This window comes from Streptomyces nogalater, from assembly GCF_039532885.1.
GTDB classification, from domain to species: Bacteria; Actinomycetota; Actinomycetes; order Streptomycetales; family Streptomycetaceae; genus Streptomyces; species Streptomyces nogalater.
In genome coordinates this window covers 60044-76019 of record NZ_BAAASM010000021.1, presented here as the reverse complement: position 1 = coordinate 76019, position 15976 = coordinate 60044, and the positions used below count along the sequence as shown (strand labels likewise).

Genomic DNA, 15976 nt, shown 5'->3' with positions numbered 1-15976 from the left:
CAGGAGGCCCCAAATGATCCTCTCCCTCTCCGGCGTGCTGCTGCTCGGCATCGTCGTCTTCCTGTTCTTCCGCAAGGACGGGCTGAAGGGCTCGCACGCCACGGTGTCGGCCCTGTTCGGTTTCTACCTGTCGACCACAGGCATCGCCCCGAGCATCAAGGCCGGAGGAGAGAGCCTGGCCAGCCTCCTGGGCGGCATCAAGTTCTGACCCCGCCCCCACCGTCCGCACGCACGACGAGGAGTCAGCAGTGGCCCGGCGCCCTCTCCCCCGCATTCTGAGCAAGGACAGCGCCCAGATCGCCCGGACGCAGCTCGCCCGGAGCAGGGAACTGGCCCGGACGGCGGCCGACAGCGCCACCGACGTCCTTCATCCGCTGATCACCGTCGCGCGCGGGCTGGGCGTGCTGGCCTCGGCCGGCCGTCGCAGGTGGGCGGACACGCCCAAGGACAGACGCGGGCCGGTGCTGTTCCTCGCGACCTCCGCGATCATGGTCGTGGCCCTGATGCCGTACGGACCGCTGCTCGCCGTCGTCACGGTGATGGCGGCGGCGGCCTGGCAGGGCCGCGACCGCACCCCGTCGGCGCCGGAGGGACCCGACGCCTCCCGGACCGAACGCCTCAAAGCGCTCTACGACGCCCTGGTGCCGTATTTCTCCGCCCCCGAGGACCCGGCGCCGCTGTACGCGCACGGCGGGGAGTGGGAGCAGGCCTTCACCGCCTACGAGTTCGACGACGCCGGGCGCGTCGGCCACCTGGTGATCCGCTACCCCGCCTATTTCCCGGACGGCGAGCCCCAGGCCCGGGCGCGGGTCGAGCAGCTGCTCACCGCCAAGGCCGGGCGGGGCCGCGAGTACCACTTCGACTGGGACGAGGAGGGCAACCGGCTCACCGTCACCGTTCTCGCGCCGCTGCCCGCCGACATCCCCGCCCAGCCCTTCGTCACCGCGCCCGGCGAGACCGTCCTCGGCTACACCGACCCCAGTGAGGTCCAGCGCACGCTTCCCCTGTCCTACGGAGAGGAACGGATCGACGTCCCGCCGGTCGTCTGGCGCACCGGCATCCGCTCCACCGAGCCGCACCTGCTGGCCGTCGGCCATCCCGGCAGCGGCACGTCGACCCTGCTGCGCTCCATCGCCCTGCAGGCCCTGCGCCACGGCGATGTGCTGATCGTCGACGGCGGCGGCACCGGTGAGTACGCCTGCCTGACCGGCCGGGACGGCGTACTGGCGGTGGAGTGCGCGCTCGCCGGGGCGCTGGCCAGCCTGGAGTGGGCCGCGCGGGAGACCGAGCGGCGGCTCATCGCGGTCAACCTGGCCCGGCAGGCGGGCGACCCGCCGCCCGCGGACACCCGGCGCCCGCTGTGGCTCCTGCTGGACCGGCCCGCCGTCTTCACGCACCTGGCGGCGGCCGACGGGCGGGGGGATCCGCAAGCGTTGCTCCAGGGGCCGCTGCGGCACGGCCGCGCGGCGAATGTGACGGTGGTCGTCGCCGAGCAGTTCGACAGCGCGGAGACGCTCGGCGACGCGGTACGGCAGCACACGCGCGCGCGTGTCGTGCTGGGAGCCACCGCGCCGCAGCAGGTGGAGGCGGTGCTCGGGGCGGCACCGCACACGACACCGCCGACGCGGGTGCCGCCCGGGCGGGGGTACGCCCGGCTGGGCTCCGGCCCGGTGCACCGGCTCCAGGTGCCCCGTACCCCCGACCCCTACGACGACGCCACGAGCGACGCCGACCGGCAGGCGGTGCTGGAGCTGCTGCCCCCGCGGGCCACCGCCGCGGGGTCCACGCCGGCGGGCCTCGCGAAACCGGCGCCGGAGCAGACACCGGTACGGGCGGAAGCGGTGGCGGCGGAGTCCTGACCGACGCCCGGGCGTCCCGAAGGGGCGCGGGGAACCGCGCGCGCGACCACCGGGTGCGGGCGGACGCCGGAGCCCGGCCCCCCGGCCATCAGACACGGCCCCACCCCGGCCGTCAGGACCCGCCGCCCTACGCCACGAAGGTGCGCGGCGACTCCGTCGCCCCCGTCGCGCCCGACTCCACCAGGCGGGCCGCCGCGGCCAGCCGGGACGCCGCCTCGTCCGCCACCGCTCCCCCGACGGTGAACGGAAGCCGCAGATAGCCCTCGAAGGCGCCGTCGACACCGAAGCGCGGCCCGGACGGAACCCGGACCCCCGTCCGCTCGCCGGCCTCCGCGAGGCGGGAGCCGGACAGGCCGCCGGCCCGGACCCAGAGGGTCAGCCCGCCGCGCGGCACCTCGAACTCCCAGTCGGGCAGCTCCCGGCGCACCGCCGCCACCAGGGCGTCCCGGTTCTCCCGGGCCTGCGCCCGGCGCAGTTCGACCGCCTGCTCCCAGCCGCCCGTGCTGAAAAGCCAGTTCACGGCCAGCTGCTCCAGCACCGGCGTGCCCAGGTCGGCGTACGCCCGCGCGGCGACCAGGCTGCGGATGACGTCCGGCGCCGCGCGCACCCAGCCGATGCGCATCCCCGCCCAGAACGCCTTGCTGGCCGAGCCCACCGTGATCACCGTGGAGCCGGCCGGGTCGAAACCGCACACCGGCCGGGGCATGCCCTCCCGGACCTCCTCGTCGAGCCATAGCTCGCTCATCGTCTCGTCGGCGACGAGCACGGTGCCGGCCGAGCGGGCCGCGTCCACCAGCCGGCGCCGCTGGTCCTCCTCGGCGAGCGCCCCGGTGGGGTTGTGGAAGTCGGCGACCACGTAGGCGATGCGCGGGGCGGCCTCGCGCAGGACCTGGCGCCAGCGGTCCATGTCCCAGCCGGACAGCCCCTCGGCCATCGCGACCGGGACCAGCCGGGCCCCCGCCTCCCGCATGAGCTGGAGGATGTTGGCGTAGGACGGCGACTCGACGGCGATGCGTTCGCCGCGGCCCCCGAAGAGATGGCAGATGGCGTCGATGGCGCCCATCGCGCCGGTCGTCACCATGATCTGCTCCGGCATGGTGGGGATCCCGCGCGCGGTGTACCGCTCGGCGATCATCGAGCGCAGCGCGGGCAGCCCGGCCGGGTAGTCGCCGTGGGTGTGGGCGTACGGCGGCAGTTCCTCCAGGGCGCCCTGGACGGCCCGGGTGAGCCATGGTTCGGGTGCCGGGAGCGAGGCGCAGCCCAGGTCGATCATCGAGCCGAGGGCCTCCGGAGGCAGCGGCTCCAGGCCGCGCGCGGGGATCGGGTTGCCCGCCGGTACGGCGGTCCAGCTGCCGGCACCGCGCCGGGACTCCAGGAAGCCCTCCCCGCGCAGCGCCTCGTAGGCCGCCGCGACGGTGGTGCGGCTGACGGCGAGGGCGAGGGCGAGTTCGCGTTCCGCGGGCAGGCGCGCGGCCACCGGGACACGGCCCTCCAGGACGAGGAGCCGGATGCCGTCGGCGAGGGCGCGGTAGGCGGGGGGACGGCGGGTGCCGGGGCCGGCCGGACGGTCCTGCTGGGAGGTGAGGAGCCGGGCGAGCTGCGCGGCCCCCACCGCCGAGGTCCACTGCGCCATGAAGATCAGTCCACCTTCCCCGGATTGGCCATGGATGGCGAGGATTAACAAGCCACAGAGTGTCATGCGTCAGGCCACCGCCACCACTCAGGGGGGAATTTTCATGTCCACTCGGACCGGCACGGCGCCCGGCCGTCGGCTCGGCCGGCGCCTGGTCCAGCTGTACGCGGGACTCGTTCTCTACGGCGTGAGTTCCGCGCTGCTCGTGGCGGCGGGGCTGGGCCTGGAGCCGTGGAACGTGCTGCACCAGGGGCTCGCGGGGCTGACCGGGCTCGGCATCGGGGTGCTGTCGATCATCGTGGGCGCGGCGGTGCTGCTGCTGTGGATCCCGCTGCGGCAGCGGCCCGGGCTGGGGACGGTCTCCAACGTCTTCGTGGTCGGCCTGGCGATGGACGGCACCCTCGCGGTGCTTCCGGACGTCCACTCCCTCGCCCTGCGCGTGCCCCTGCTCGTCGCCGGCATCGTGCTCAACGGCATGGCGACCGGCCTGTACATCTCCGCGCGCTTCGGCCCGGGCCCGCGGGACGGGCTGATGACCGGGCTGCACCGGCGCACCGGCCGGTCGATCCGGCTGATGCGGACGGCGGTGGAGGTGGCGGTGGTGGTGACCGGGTTCGCCCTGGGCGGCACCATCGGGGTCGGCACCGTGCTGTACGCGGTGTCCATCGGCCCGCTGGCGCAGGTGTTCCTGCGGGCGTTCGCCGTCCCCCCGGCACCGGCGGGCAGCACGATCGTCGCCGGCGGGACACCCGAGCGGGTGATACTGCGTTCGTGACCTTGACGACGCCCGCCCCGCGCCACCCGTATCTCGACCACCCGGGGCCGATCCCCTTCGCGCACCGGGGCGGCGCGGCCGACGGCCTGGAGAACACCGTGGCGCAGTTCCGGCGGGCGGTGCGGCTGGGTTACCGGTACATCGAGACCGATGTGCACGCCACGGCGGACGGGCGGCTGGTCGCCTTCCACGACGCCACGCTGGACCGGGTCACCGACGGCGCGGGCCGGATCGCCGACCTGCCGTGGGCGGAGATACGGCACGCGCGCGTGGCGGGCCGGGAACCGGTGCCGCTGTTCGAGGAACTGCTGGAGACCTTTCCCGAAGCGCGCTGGAACATCGACGTCAAGGCGGAGCCGGCGCTGCGCCCCCTGCTGGAGCTGGTCGAGCGCGCGAACGCCTGGGACCGGGTCTGCGTGGGCTCCTTCTCCGAGGCGCGGGTGGTGCGCGCGCAGCGGCTGGCCGGGCCCCGGCTCGCCACCTCGTTCGGCACGCGCGGGGTGCTGGGCCTGCGGCTGCGCTCCTGGGGACTGCCGGCCGCGGTGCGCCGGTCGGCCGTGGCCGCGCAGGTACCCGAGAGCCGGTCGGGCGTGCCCGTGGCCGACCGCCGCTTCGTCCGCGCCGCCCACGCGCGCGGACTCCAGGTGCACGTGTGGACCGTCAACGCACCGGAGCGGATGCACCGGCTCCTGGACCTCGGAGTCGATGGCATCATGACGGATCACATCGGCACCCTGCGCGAGGTCATGGAGGAGCGCGGCGTCTGGGCCTGACCGCCCGGAACGCCTCTTTCCCGGCCTCGGCGACGGGAAGCCGGCTCCGGTGGATCCGGAAGCGATTTCGCACTCGGCGCGAAAGGGCGGTAGTGTACGCGTTTGGCCTGCCAGGCGTACCGTTACTGCGCGTCAAAGATGCCGAAACGCTGGGTGACATCTGCTAGCAGATGTGACAAACCGGGCGCCTGTGGGTAGAACAAGGGGCGGCTACGACGGCGACGCATGACCCGGAACGGGAATCTTTACCGCCGACCGGACGTTGACCGGATGACGACGACAGCGACACCTGTCCTGTGGGCGACAAGCCCGGGAGGCACGATTCATGAGTGAGCGAGCTCTTCGCGGTACGCGCCTCGTAGTGACCAGCTACGAGACGGACCGCGGCATCGACCTGGCCCCGCGCCAGGCCGTGGAGTACGCATGTGAGAAGGGGCACCGCTTCGAGATGCCCTTCTCTGTGGAGGCGGAGATCCCGCCGGAGTGGGAGTGCAAGGTCTGCGGTGCCCAGGCACTCCTGGTGGACGGTGACGGTCCCGAGGAGAAGAAGGCCAAGCCCGCGCGCACCCATTGGGACATGCTGATGGAGCGGCGCACCCGCGAGGAACTCGAAGAGGTCCTTGAGGAGCGTCTGGCGGTGCTGCGTTCGGGCGCGATGAACATCGCGGTCCACCCCCGGGACAGCCGCAAGAGCGCCTAGTCCCCGCGGGGGCTCGGCCGGTACAGAGCGCGACACATACGACGGCGGGCGCCGTACATGGAGATCATGTACGGCGCCCGCCGTCGTCGTGCGCCGGAAAGCGCCCCGCGCCGGGACCGCTCAGCGCGTCAGCGGCGGACGGGGCCCCTGCGAGGCGTCGCGCGGCTCGTCGTCCCGGATGACCTCGCCCGGCACCACCTTGCCGTCGGGCCGGTGCATGCGGGCCTGCTGGAACACGTCCCCCAGGCTGCCCGGGGCGACCCGGCGCAGGCTCCGCTCCAGGGCGTTCTCGGCGAGCCGGCCGACCGCCCGCTGGACGGGCGGGAGCAGCAGGAGCAGGCCGGCCGCGTCCGAGACCAGGCCCGGGATCATCAGCAGCAGACCGCCGAGCATCATCAGGCCGTTGCCGCCGCCCCGCGCAGGCGAGCCGCCCTGGCGTACGGCCTCGTTCAGGCTCGCGAAGGCGCGCCGGCCCGCCCGCTTGATGACCACCGATCCGGCCACGAGGCCCGCGACCAGGAGCAGGAACACCGTGAGGCCGCCCGCCGCGCCCGCGACCAGGGTCAGCAGCCAGATCTCCAGCACCAGCCAGGCGGCGAGGCCCAGCGGCAGATACCTGCGCAGCCGGGAGCGCCGGCGGCGTGCGGGGTACGGGGAGGTCGGAGCGCCAGTCGTCATGCTCCCAGTGTGCCTGGGCACGGCTCAGCACCGGATAAGGGAGTGACCGGCCGCGGCCGTGACCGGTGTGCTAGGCGCGCTTGTCCTTGCCGGCGAACCGGCCGATGCGGTCCCCCACGCCCCAGGAGGTGACCCGCCACAGCGCCTCGACCACGATGTCCCGGCTCATCTTGGAGTCGCCCAGTTCGCGCTCGACGAAGGTGATGGGGACCTCGACGACGTGATAGCCGGCCTTCACCGCGCGGCGGGCCAGGTCGACCTGGAAGCAGTAGCCCTGCGAGGCGACCTCGCCCAGGCCCAGGCCCTCCAAAGTCTCGCGGCGGAAGGCCCGGAAGCCGCCCGTGACGTCCCGGATCGGCACGTCCAGCATGAGACGCGAGTAGGTGGAGCCGCCCCGCGAGAGGAACTCACGGGACTTGGGCCAGTTCACCACCCGGCCGCCGGGCACCCAGCGGGAGCCGAGGACCAGGTCGGCGCCCTTGAGGGCGGTGAGCAGCCGGGGCAGTTCCTCGGGCTGGTGGGAGCCGTCGGCGTCCATCTCGATCAACACGCCGTAGTCCCGCTCCAGGCCCCAGCGGAAGCCCGCGAGGTAGGCCGCGCCGAGGCCTTCCTTGCCCTTGCGGTGCAGCACCTGGACGTGGTCGTCGGCGGCGGCGAGTTCGTCGGCGAGCTTGCCCGTGCCGTCGGGGCTGTTGTCGTCCGCGATCAGTACGTGCGCCTCGGGGACGGCGCCGCGTACCCGGCCCACGATGGTCTTGATGTTCTCCGCCTCGTTGTAGGTCGGAATGATCACCAAGGCCGTGCCGAGCGGACCGAACCGCCTTCCCTGGGCTGTGGCCGCGAGGGCCCCGTCGCCGTCGTTCACTGCTGCCCCTTCATGTCGTACGCAAGGGTCCACCATAGTGGCCGCCGCCTGGGAAGACCCGATGGCGCAGGCATCTTGTGGTGTCGATTCCCCGGGAACGGGGTAGGGGTGAGGTTTCTGGGCACCTTCCCGCCGCGCGGCGGACGGAACGCGCCACGGCGGATGGGGGCCCGGCGCCCTTCGGGCCGACCTGGGACCCGCTGGCTGCGGATCTACCGAGAGCCGTTGTCTAGGGAGCGCCCGGGCCCCACCCGGGTCACACCGGCCGATCGTCCGGGGTGTTCCCTCGCCGGCGCGGGCGCTGGGCCTGGCTCCCAGTGACGGTGCCCCGGTGCGGCACACCGTCCCTGACCCAGCGGCGCTGCGACGAGCCGTGCGAACAGTCCCCGGTCGAGCGTTTCGGTGGTGGACCCGGCCGAACCTACCGGCCCCCGGCCGCCGACTGTCAACAGCCCTCCGAGCTGGGGCGACGGGGTCGGTTTCGCGGGCGGCGGGGAGGATGCGCAGGTGGGGCGGCGAGGCCGCGGCGGCCGGTGGCCGCCGCGCCACCCCGGGAGATCACTCGCCCGGCCGTACGAACACCGTCCGCCCGCCCACCACGGTGCGCAGGCAGACCGGCAGGTCACGGCCCGGGGTGAGGTCGGGCAGGCCGGGGGTGCCCGAGCGCGGGTCGGTGGACCAGCGGGCCACCCGGTCGTCGGGGGCCTGCACGACGAGCCGGTCCGTGTGCCAGACGGCGTAGTCGGCGGGGGCGCCGGGCACCAGGACGCCGGCGTCGTCCCGTCCCACGGCCCGCCAGCCGCCGCGCGTGTGCGCGGTGAACGCGGCCCGGACCGAGATCCGGTGCTCGGGCGTGCGGTGGAAGGCGGCGGCCCGGACCGTGCCCCACGGGTCGAGCGGGGTGACCGGGCTGTCCGAGCCGAACGCGAGCGGTACGCCGGCCCGCAGCAGCGCGGCGAACGGGTTGAGGGTGCGGGCCCGGCCGGCGCCCAGCCGCCGGGCGTACATGCCGGCCTCGCCGCCCCACAGCGCGTCGAAGGCGGGCTGCACGGAGGCGATCAGGCCCAGTTCGGCGAAGCCGGCGACGGTCTCGGGGGTGAGCATCTCGGCGTGCTCGACACGGTGCCGGGCGGCGCGGACGCGGGCCAGGCCCACCTTCTCGGCGGCGGCGCGCACGCCCTCGACCACGGCGCTCACGGCGGCGTCGCCGATGGCGTGGAAGCCGGCCTGGAGGCCCGCCTCGGTGCAGGCCACCACGTGCGCGGCGACGGCGTCGGCGTCCAGGTAGGCGGTACCGCGATGGTCGGCGTCGGCGTACGGCTCGTGCAGGCAGGCGGTGTGCGAACCGAGGGCGCCGTCGGCGAACAGGTCGCCGGCGGCACCGGCCGCGCCCAGCTCACGGGCCCTGGCCACGCCTTCCTCGGCCCCTTCGGCCCAGTAGCCGACCACGCGGGGGCCGGGCAGCTCGGCGGCGAGCCGCAGCAGGGCGGTGAAGTCGTCCTCGGAGGAGATCCGCGGACCGCCGCACTCGTGGACGGTGCCGATGCCGAGCGAGGCGGCGTGCGCGAGCGCGGCGCGCTGGGCCTCCTCCCGCTGGGCGGGGGTGATGGCGGCGAGCGCGGTCTCGCGTACGGCGTGGTGGGCGTCCCGGGTGAGCGGGGCGTCGTCGCGGGGCACGCGGGCGGGGACCAGGTCCAGCAGGGCGGTGCTGACGACCGCCGAGTGCACGTCGATGCGGGACAGATACAGGGGTCGTCCGCCGGTGGCCTCGTCCAGTTCCGCGCGGGTCGGCGGGCGGCCACCGGGCCAGCGGGCGGCGTCCCAGCCGTGGCCCAGCAGCACCCGGTCGCCGGGGCGGGCGGCGGCGAACTCGCGGATCCGCGCGAGGGCCGCCTCCAGGGACGGGGCGCCGGACAGGTCGAGGCCGGTCAGGGCGAGGCCGGTGGCGGTGGTGTGCACATGGGCGTCGGTGAACGCCGGGGTGACCAGGGCGCCGTCGAGGTCGACCACCTCGTCGACGCCGTCGGCGAAGGCGTCGGCGGCGCCTTCGGAGCCGACCCAGGCGACGTGGCCCGCCTCCACGACCATCGCCGTGGCGAAGGGGTCGGCGGGGCTGTGCACCTCGCCGCGGCGGAGCAGGACGGTCTTGGGGGGCTCGGCGGTGCGGTTGCTCATAGCCGACAGTTTCTCCCGGCGCCGCGGTAAGGCCGCGCCCGGGGCGTGTCCGCGCGGCACCCGGAACCGGCCCGCCGGTGCCGGGCCCTGTCAGATCTTCGGCGGGCGGGCCTCGTACGGGGTCGAGAGGACCACCGTCGTACGGGTCGACACCCCTGCCAGCGAGCGCAGGCGGGCCAGGAGTTCCTCCAGTTCGTGCGGGGTGGCCACGCGCACCTTGAGGATGTAGTTCTCGTCCCCGGCGACGCTGTGGCAGGCCTCGATCTCGGGGACGCCGGCGAGGCGGTCCGCGATGTCGTCGGGGGCGCTGGGGTCGAACGGTTTGACCGAGATGAACGCGGTCAGCGGCAGTCCGACGGCCTCCGGGTCGACCACCGCGGCATAGCCGCGGATGACGCCACGCTGTTCCAGCCGGCGCACCCGCTGGTGCACGGCCGACGTGGACAGGCCCGTGGCCTTGCCCAGGTCTGTGTAGCTCATCCGCCCGTCCTTGACGAGCAGCTGCACGATCTGACGGTCCAGCTCCTCCATGCCGCCAAAACCTACAGTGCGCTTGATCTCCGCGGATACCTCGGAGACGCAGGTCATGCCCTGTTCCCCGGAAAAAGAGCCGGGGCGGGCATCTGCGCGCGGCATGTGACGAACACCACACGGCTCGGGCGGGCTCCGTGATGTTCTCGTGATTACCGCCGAGACCGGACGGGAAGTGCTTGGTGTGGTCGAGGCCGCAGTGCCTTTCACGGCCCAGCCTTAGGGGGAGAATCCCATGCAGAGTACCCATCGCCCTGGTCGATCTACGTCCGCACGGCCGCAGCCGGTCGTCGAGCCCGAGCCGGAGGGCGTCGAACCCGACGCCTACGACGAGGAACCGGACGCCTACGACACCTTCGAGATGTACCGGGTGATCTGCCCGGACTGCGCGCAGCCGATCGCGCTGCTGGCGGACGAGGAGTTCCTGCCGGAGCACGCGCTGTGCGCCTCGCCGTGGAACCCGTTCGGGCTCACGGTGTGCGCGGGCACGGGCCGTCCGGCGGCCGACGCCCGCCCCGCGGACGAGTCCGCCGAGCCGCAGGAGCAGGGCACCGCCCTGCTGCTCACGCTTCCGCAGGGTCTGGACTGGCGGACGCAGCCCTTCTCGCACGTCGGTGGCCCGGGCTCGCGCCCGATGCGCGTGCCGGCGCTGCGCGACCAGGCCGCCTGAGCCGCTCCGCCCCACCCCGTTTCCGCCCCGTTCCATGACGCACCGGCCGACGTGGTGCGGGACCGGCGTGTCCGGGCCCGCCGCGCCCGGCCCGGACGGGCGGCGAGACCGGGCGCCGGACGGCGACCGCACCCGGACCCGCGGCCCGGCCGTGACCGCCTCCGGGTACCCGCGTGCGGCGCCGCCCGCCGCGTGCGCCCACCTCCGGGCTCGGGCGCGCCGGTGTGACCGGCGGCGAGTCACGTGGCGCGGCACCGGCGGGCCGTGCCGTCGCGCCCGGGCCTCCGGGGAGGGTGCGGAGACGGCCGTCGGCCGTCGGCCGGGGAACACCACCTGGCCACCGACTTCCTGACGGAGCGTCAGGCAGGCGGAGGCGGCCGATGGGGGAACCGGACGTGTGTGGACTGACGCTCGATTCCGCCGAATGGTGACCTGCCCGGCCGTCGGCGCGTTCCCCGGGTATGACCCCCACGTACCCGGCGACCGGGCGTCAGCGTCGTACCTTCGTTCCCCGCCCGGCGGAGACACTTCCGCCGCCCGTCTCCCAGGATCCGCCGATCTACCGCGATCTGATGCGGGCCTGGGCGGACCGGGGCCGTACCCTGCCGGGCCGCCACGACCCGGAATGGACCAGGCTGGCGGCCCCGACGGTCCGCCCGGGGCAGTTCAGCGATCTTCTGGGCCCGCCACATGACGGGCGATGACCATCCGCTGGATCTGGTTGGTGCCCTCGACGATCTGCAGGACCTTGGCCTCGCGCATATAGCGTTCGGCCGGGAAGTCGGCGGTGTAGCCGTAGCCGCCCAGGATCTGCACCGCGTCCGTGGTGACCTTCATGGCGGTGTCGGTGCAGTGCAGCTTGGCCATGGCGGCCTGCTTGGCGAACGGCCGGCCCGCGTCCCGCAGCCGGGCGGCGGCGAGGTAGAGCGCGCGGCCCGCCTCGATCTGGGTGGCCATGTCGGCGATCATGAAGCGCAGGCCCTGGAAGTCGGCGATGGGCCGGCCGAACTGGCGGCGCTCGGTGGCGTACCGGACCGCCTCGTCCAGGGCGGCCTGGGCGAGGCCGACGGCGCAGGCCGCGATGCCGAGCCGGCCGGAGTCGAGCGCCGACAGGGCGATGGAGAAGCCCTGGCCCTCCTCGCCGACGCGCCGGCTGTCGGGGACGCGGACGCCGTCGAGGTGCACCTGGGCGGTGGGTGAGCCCTTCAGGCCCATCTTCCGTTCGGGCGCCGCGCCGCTCAGGCCGGGCGCGTCGCCGGGGACGAGGAAGGCGGTGATCCCCCGCGGGCCGTCCTCGCCGGTGCGGGCCATCACGGTGTAGAAGTCGGCGATGCCGCCGTGGGTGATCCAGGCCTTGGTCCCGTCGATGACCCACGTGTCGCCTTCACGGACGGCCTTGGTGCGCAGGGAGGCGGCGTCGGAGCCGGAGGACGGCTCGGACAGGCAGTAGGCGCCGAGCAGCCCGCCGCCCAGCATCGCGGGCAGGTGCTCGACCTGCTGCTGCTTGCTGCCGTAGGTGGCGAGCGCGTAGGAGGCGAGCGTGTGGACGCTGACGCCGAGGCCGACGGTGAGCCGGGCGGCGGCCAGTTCCTCCAGCACCTGGAGGTAGACCTCGTACGGCTGGTCGCCGCCGCCGTGCTCGGCGGGGTACGGCAGGCCCAGCAGGCCGGATGAGGAGAGCAGGGTGAAGACCTCGCGCGGGAAGCGCCCCGCGTCCTCCTCCTGCGCGGCCTTCGGCGCGATCTCCCGCTGGGCGATCTCCCGGACGAGGGCGAGCAGATCCTTCGCCTCTTCCGTGGGCAGTTGACGCTCCACCGGCTGCGGCGCGCGGTCGGACATGGCGTCGGCTCCTCCCTGTTCGGATCCCGGCGGCACGGCCCGTGGTGGGGGCGGCACCGCCTGATCGTTCCGCTGTGCCGAGGCACCCTCTTCCGGGTCGCGGAAGCTGCTGACCAGCGGCATGCGCTGTGAGTATGCCCGATCGGCGACCTCCCGTCACCAGTTAACGACCGCTCACTTCAGGACTGCCGTGCGGGCTTCACCCGTCGGTGAAATTGGTCCGAACCATTGACCTACTGGTCTAGTCCTCCTACTGTGCAGCCCACGCCTTACCGCGTTCATGCCAATCGGCGCGCTTTCCCCTCCCCCACGAGGAGACACCCGATGCACACTCCCCACCGCTCACTCCTGCGGACGCTGGTCTCGGCCGCGTGTACCGCCGCGCTCGGCGCCGGCCTGCTGGCCGGGACCGGCACCGCCACCGCGGCGGCGCCGAGCGCCCCCCAGGTCACGGCCGGCTCCAAGGTCGTCGGCTACTTCACCGAATGGGGCACCTACGACCGCAAGTACTACGTCAAGAACATCGAGACCTCGGGTTCCGCGGCCAAGCTGACCCACATCAACTACGCCTTCGGCAACGTCACCGGTGGCAAGTGCGCCATGGGCGACTCCTACGCGGCCACCGACCGGGCCTACACCGCGGCCGAGTCCGTGGACGGCGTCGCCGACACCTGGGACCAGCCGCTGCGCGGCAACTTCAACCAGCTGCTGAAGCTGAAGAAGAAGCACCCGGGCCTGAAGGTCCTGTGGTCCTTCGGCGGCTGGACCTGGTCGAGCGGCTTCGGCGAGGCGGCGAAGAACCCGGCCGCCTTCGCCCAGTCCTGCTACGACCTGGTGAAGAACTCCAAGTGGGCCGGTGTCTTCGACGGCATCGACATCGACTGGGAGTACCCGAACGCCTGCGGCAACACCTGCGACACCAGCGGGCGGGAGGCGTTCCGCACCCTGATGGCCGCGGTGCGCGCGAAGTTCGGCTCCGGGAACCTGGTCACCGCGGCGATCACCGCGGACGCCACCAGCGGCGGCAAGATCGACGCGGCGGACTACGCCGGTGCCGCCCAGTACGTCGACTGGTACAACCCGATGACGTACGACTACTTCGGCGCCTGGGACGCCAAGGGCCCGACCGCCCCGCACTCCCCGCTGAACTCCTACTCGGGCATCCCGAAGGCGAACTACTACACCTCCGCGACGATCGCCAAGCTCAGGGGCCTCGGCATCCCGGCCTCGAAGCTGCTCCTCGGCCTCGGCTTCTACGGACGCGGCTGGACCGGCGTCACCCAGGCGGCGCCCGGCGGCACGGCCACGGGTCCGGCGGCCGGCACGTACGAGCAGGGCATCGACGACTACAAGGTGCTCAAGACCAAGTGCCCGGCGAACGGCACCGTGGCCGGCACCGCCTACGCCAAGTGCGGCAGCGACTGGTGGAGTTACGACACCCCGGCGACCATCGCCACGAAGACGGCGTACAAGAACCAGCAGGGCCTCGGCGGCACCTTCTTCTGGGAGCTGAGCGGCGACACCGCGAACGGTGAGCTGATCAAGGCGATCAACTAGCCCGGCCGGCGACTTCGGCCGTCCGCCCGCCCGTCCGTCGTCCCGGCGGGCGGGCGGCGGCCGTGACCGGGCCGGCGACCGGTCCCCGGCCGCCGAACGGGCCGCTTCGCACGCGTGGTGTCAGAGCAGTCCGAGCCGGGTCACGAGCATCGCGAACACCACGACGAGAACCCAGCCCATGACGTGCTCAAGGAGGTCCGGGCGGTCTTCCCGGGGGCCGCCGGTGACGGCGCGGGTGGCGGTGGCCGGGTGTGCGGTCATGGTGTCACTCACAAAAGATCAGACGTTCACGGCGTAATCCCCCACCCCTGACGTCCACCATGCCACCCGCGTCGGTGTTCGCGGCGATGAGCTTGGTCACAGGGCTGCGGCTCAGCGCACCCCCACCGCGGCGAGCGCCCTGCGCTGGCGCGGGGTCGGATGGGCCGGGAAGTACAGGTAGCAGACCCCTCCCGTGCCGGAGACGACCTTGCCGGAGGCGTTGTAGCGCTTCGTGCGGAGCCAGATATTTTCCCACTCGCGCCGCTTGTAGACGCGCCGCACCGCCTCGTCGCTCGGGGAGGCCGGGTCGTTGGCGATCACGTCTCCGTCGGCCGTGAACCCGATGACGGTCATCAGGTGGCCCGCGGTGCCGTAACCGGCCCCCGTGAGCTCGCTCCTGAGGAACGACTGGGACGTGATGACCGGGATGCCGGCCGCGATCAGCGTCTCCAGGTCGGTGAGGGAGGCGAGCCGGGTGACCACGCCCTGGAGGCCCTCGAAGGTCGCCGCGTAGGCGGCGTTGAAGGGCCAGTTGCCGCAGCCCTGGTACTGGTAGTCGTAGGTGAAGCGGGCCGCGTGGTCGACCTGGGGGTCGGCGTAGGCCGGGTCGACCCAGGAGAGCTGTTCGGGGGTGAGCCGGCCGCCCCAGTACTCGACGACCATCTGCGAGGAGGTCGGGCTGCACCAGGCCTCGCCGCCGTTGTCGTACTCGGGGTACTGGCCCTTGTGGATCTCCTGCGAGTAGCGCGGGACGGCCAGTTCCCGGGCGAGGCCGGGGGTGGAGGCCGGGACGGTGAAGCGGTCGGGGACGTCGGAGCCCATCGCGCCCAGCCGCCAGACGGTCGGGGTGAGCCGGGTGCCGGGCCTGCGGTAGAGGGTCAGGCGCAGCCGGTACGACGTCAGGCGCAGGCCGGTGCCCGGGTCGTCGATGGCGAAGGTGTCGGTCCAGACGCTGCTCTTGCCGTCTCGCTGGCCGTCCACCGAGGTCCGCCGGATGTCCTGGTCGCCGGCCGCCCAGCGGCCCAGCACGTACCAGGGCGTGTCGGTGCCGTCGGAGTACGTGCCGCGCAGCTCGGCCTGGAGCCAGGTGCCCTCGGGGGTGTGCGCGTTCCAGGAGGCGACGACCTCGGTCGCGGGCACGGTGAGCCGGTGCGCCGGGCCGGTCCAGGTGGCGTACTCCCAGGCGGCGGTGGTGCCGGTGTGCGGGTCGGTGTAGTCGGTACGGCCGGCCGGGCTGCCGATCACCACGCCGGGCCGGCGTCCGGCGACGGTCCGGGTGCCCTCGGCCGTCCCGGAGCGCCAGTCGCGGTAGGTGGTCCAGGCGTGGTAGTCGACCGGGCGGGCCTGCGCCGGGGCGGGGCCGTCGGTGTGGGGCGCGTATGCCGGTGCGGCGGCGGCAGCGGGGGCCGCGGTGCCGGTCACCGCCGCGGCGACGGCCACTGCCAGGACGGTTCTGCGGGAGGGCTGTTCGGCTCTGCTCATGGGCGCGATGACCCCCAGGGTGTCCGAGTCGGGCTGGTCCGGTGCGGTAACTATGGAGCAGGCCGAATCGCGCTGCCAGCACTTCGACACATGCCGCGCCAGGAATATTGGTCCCGGCCACTGGCGGCGGGATTTGGGGGTGTCCGCTTGCCCGCGGGCCCGGGCGGAGTACCGCCCG

Annotated in this window: 15 protein-coding genes; 7 read left to right on the top strand and 8 right to left on the bottom strand. The window is 73.6% G+C overall.

Going from position 1 to position 15976, the window contains the following annotated elements:
- Nucleotides 1-13: 13 nt before the first annotated feature.
- On the top strand, nucleotides 14-208 hold the full coding sequence (locus ABD350_RS17145; protein ID WP_030620070.1) for a hypothetical protein: 195 nt from the start codon (nucleotides 14-16) through the stop codon (nucleotides 206-208).
- Nucleotides 209-248: 40 nt separating this feature from the next.
- Nucleotides 249-1859 (top strand): hypothetical protein, encoded by a 1611-nt coding sequence (locus ABD350_RS17140; RefSeq protein ID WP_344348983.1) that lies wholly within the window; start codon nucleotides 249-251, stop codon nucleotides 1857-1859.
- 127 nt (nucleotides 1860-1986) lie between these two features.
- On the opposite strand, the gene ABD350_RS17135 is transcribed toward ABD350_RS17140, so the two are convergent.
- A complete protein-coding gene (locus ABD350_RS17135; protein WP_344348982.1) occupies nucleotides 1987-3492 on the bottom strand; it encodes an SCO1417 family PLP biosynthesis transcription factor in 1506 nt (501 codons plus the stop codon).
- A gap of 103 nt (nucleotides 3493-3595) precedes the next feature.
- On the opposite strand from ABD350_RS17135, the gene yczE reads away from it, so the two are divergent.
- From yczE to ABD350_RS17120, 3 genes are all read left to right on the top strand, one after another.
- Nucleotides 3596-4267, top strand: a complete 672-nt coding sequence (gene yczE, locus ABD350_RS17130; RefSeq protein ID WP_344348981.1) for a membrane protein YczE — start codon at nucleotides 3596-3598, stop codon at nucleotides 4265-4267.
- Between the two features lie 2 nt (nucleotides 4268-4269).
- Nucleotides 4270-5040, top strand: a complete 771-nt coding sequence (locus ABD350_RS17125) for a glycerophosphodiester phosphodiesterase family protein (protein WP_344349013.1) — start codon at nucleotides 4270-4272, stop codon at nucleotides 5038-5040.
- A gap of 325 nt (nucleotides 5041-5365) precedes the next feature.
- Complete coding sequence (locus ABD350_RS17120; RefSeq protein WP_003977404.1) at nucleotides 5366-5740, top strand: RNA polymerase-binding protein RbpA; 375 nt, start codon at nucleotides 5366-5368, stop codon at nucleotides 5738-5740.
- A 120-nt stretch (nucleotides 5741-5860) separates the two neighbouring features.
- Here the strand turns inward: ABD350_RS17120 and fxsA are convergent, their stop codons facing one another.
- The 4 genes from fxsA to ABD350_RS17100 all read right to left on the bottom strand — a co-directional run bounded on the left by fxsA (nucleotide 5861) and on the right by ABD350_RS17100 (nucleotide 9989).
- Nucleotides 5861-6418 carry an FxsA family membrane protein gene (gene fxsA, locus ABD350_RS17115; protein ID WP_344348980.1) on the bottom strand — a complete coding sequence of 186 codons (558 nt, stop codon included), beginning with the start codon at nucleotides 6416-6418 and terminating at the stop codon, nucleotides 5861-5863.
- Nucleotides 6419-6488: 70 nt separating this feature from the next.
- Nucleotides 6489-7283: a polyprenol monophosphomannose synthase gene (locus tag ABD350_RS17110; RefSeq protein ID WP_344348979.1), complete on the bottom strand. Its 795-nt coding sequence runs from the start codon at nucleotides 7281-7283 to the stop codon at nucleotides 6489-6491.
- A 558-nt stretch (nucleotides 7284-7841) separates the two neighbouring features.
- Nucleotides 7842-9458, bottom strand: coding sequence for an amidohydrolase (locus ABD350_RS17105; RefSeq protein ID WP_344348978.1), 1617 nt, complete (start codon nucleotides 9456-9458; stop codon nucleotides 7842-7844).
- A 90-nt stretch (nucleotides 9459-9548) separates the two neighbouring features.
- Entirely contained in the window at nucleotides 9549-9989 is a 441-nt protein-coding gene (locus ABD350_RS17100; RefSeq protein WP_067046457.1) for an Lrp/AsnC family transcriptional regulator, read from the bottom strand.
- 235 nt (nucleotides 9990-10224) lie between these two features.
- Here ABD350_RS17100 and ABD350_RS17095 point away from each other — a divergent pair, with 235 nt between their 5' ends.
- Complete coding sequence (locus ABD350_RS17095; RefSeq protein WP_344348977.1) at nucleotides 10225-10659, top strand: hypothetical protein; 435 nt, start codon at nucleotides 10225-10227, stop codon at nucleotides 10657-10659.
- A gap of 666 nt (nucleotides 10660-11325) precedes the next feature.
- Here ABD350_RS17095 and ABD350_RS17090 read toward each other — a convergent pair.
- The gene (locus ABD350_RS17090) at nucleotides 11326-12498 is read right to left on the bottom strand and encodes an acyl-CoA dehydrogenase family protein (RefSeq protein ID WP_344348976.1); all 1173 of its coding nucleotides are present in this window, start codon (nucleotides 12496-12498) and stop codon (nucleotides 11326-11328) included.
- 324 nt (nucleotides 12499-12822) lie between these two features.
- Between ABD350_RS17090 and ABD350_RS17085 the strand changes: the two genes are divergently transcribed.
- Nucleotides 12823-14055, top strand: a complete 1233-nt coding sequence (locus ABD350_RS17085) for a glycoside hydrolase family 18 protein (protein WP_344348975.1) — start codon at nucleotides 12823-12825, stop codon at nucleotides 14053-14055.
- A 120-nt stretch (nucleotides 14056-14175) separates the two neighbouring features.
- Here ABD350_RS17085 and ABD350_RS17080 read toward each other — a convergent pair whose 3' ends face one another.
- The gene (locus ABD350_RS17080) at nucleotides 14176-14316 is read right to left on the bottom strand and encodes an SCO1431 family membrane protein (protein ID WP_344348974.1); all 141 of its coding nucleotides are present in this window, start codon (nucleotides 14314-14316) and stop codon (nucleotides 14176-14178) included.
- A 111-nt stretch (nucleotides 14317-14427) separates the two neighbouring features.
- Complete coding sequence (locus ABD350_RS17075; RefSeq protein WP_344348973.1) at nucleotides 14428-15798, bottom strand: peptidase C39 family protein; 1371 nt, start codon at nucleotides 15796-15798, stop codon at nucleotides 14428-14430.
- Nucleotides 15799-15976: the final 178 nt, after the last annotated feature.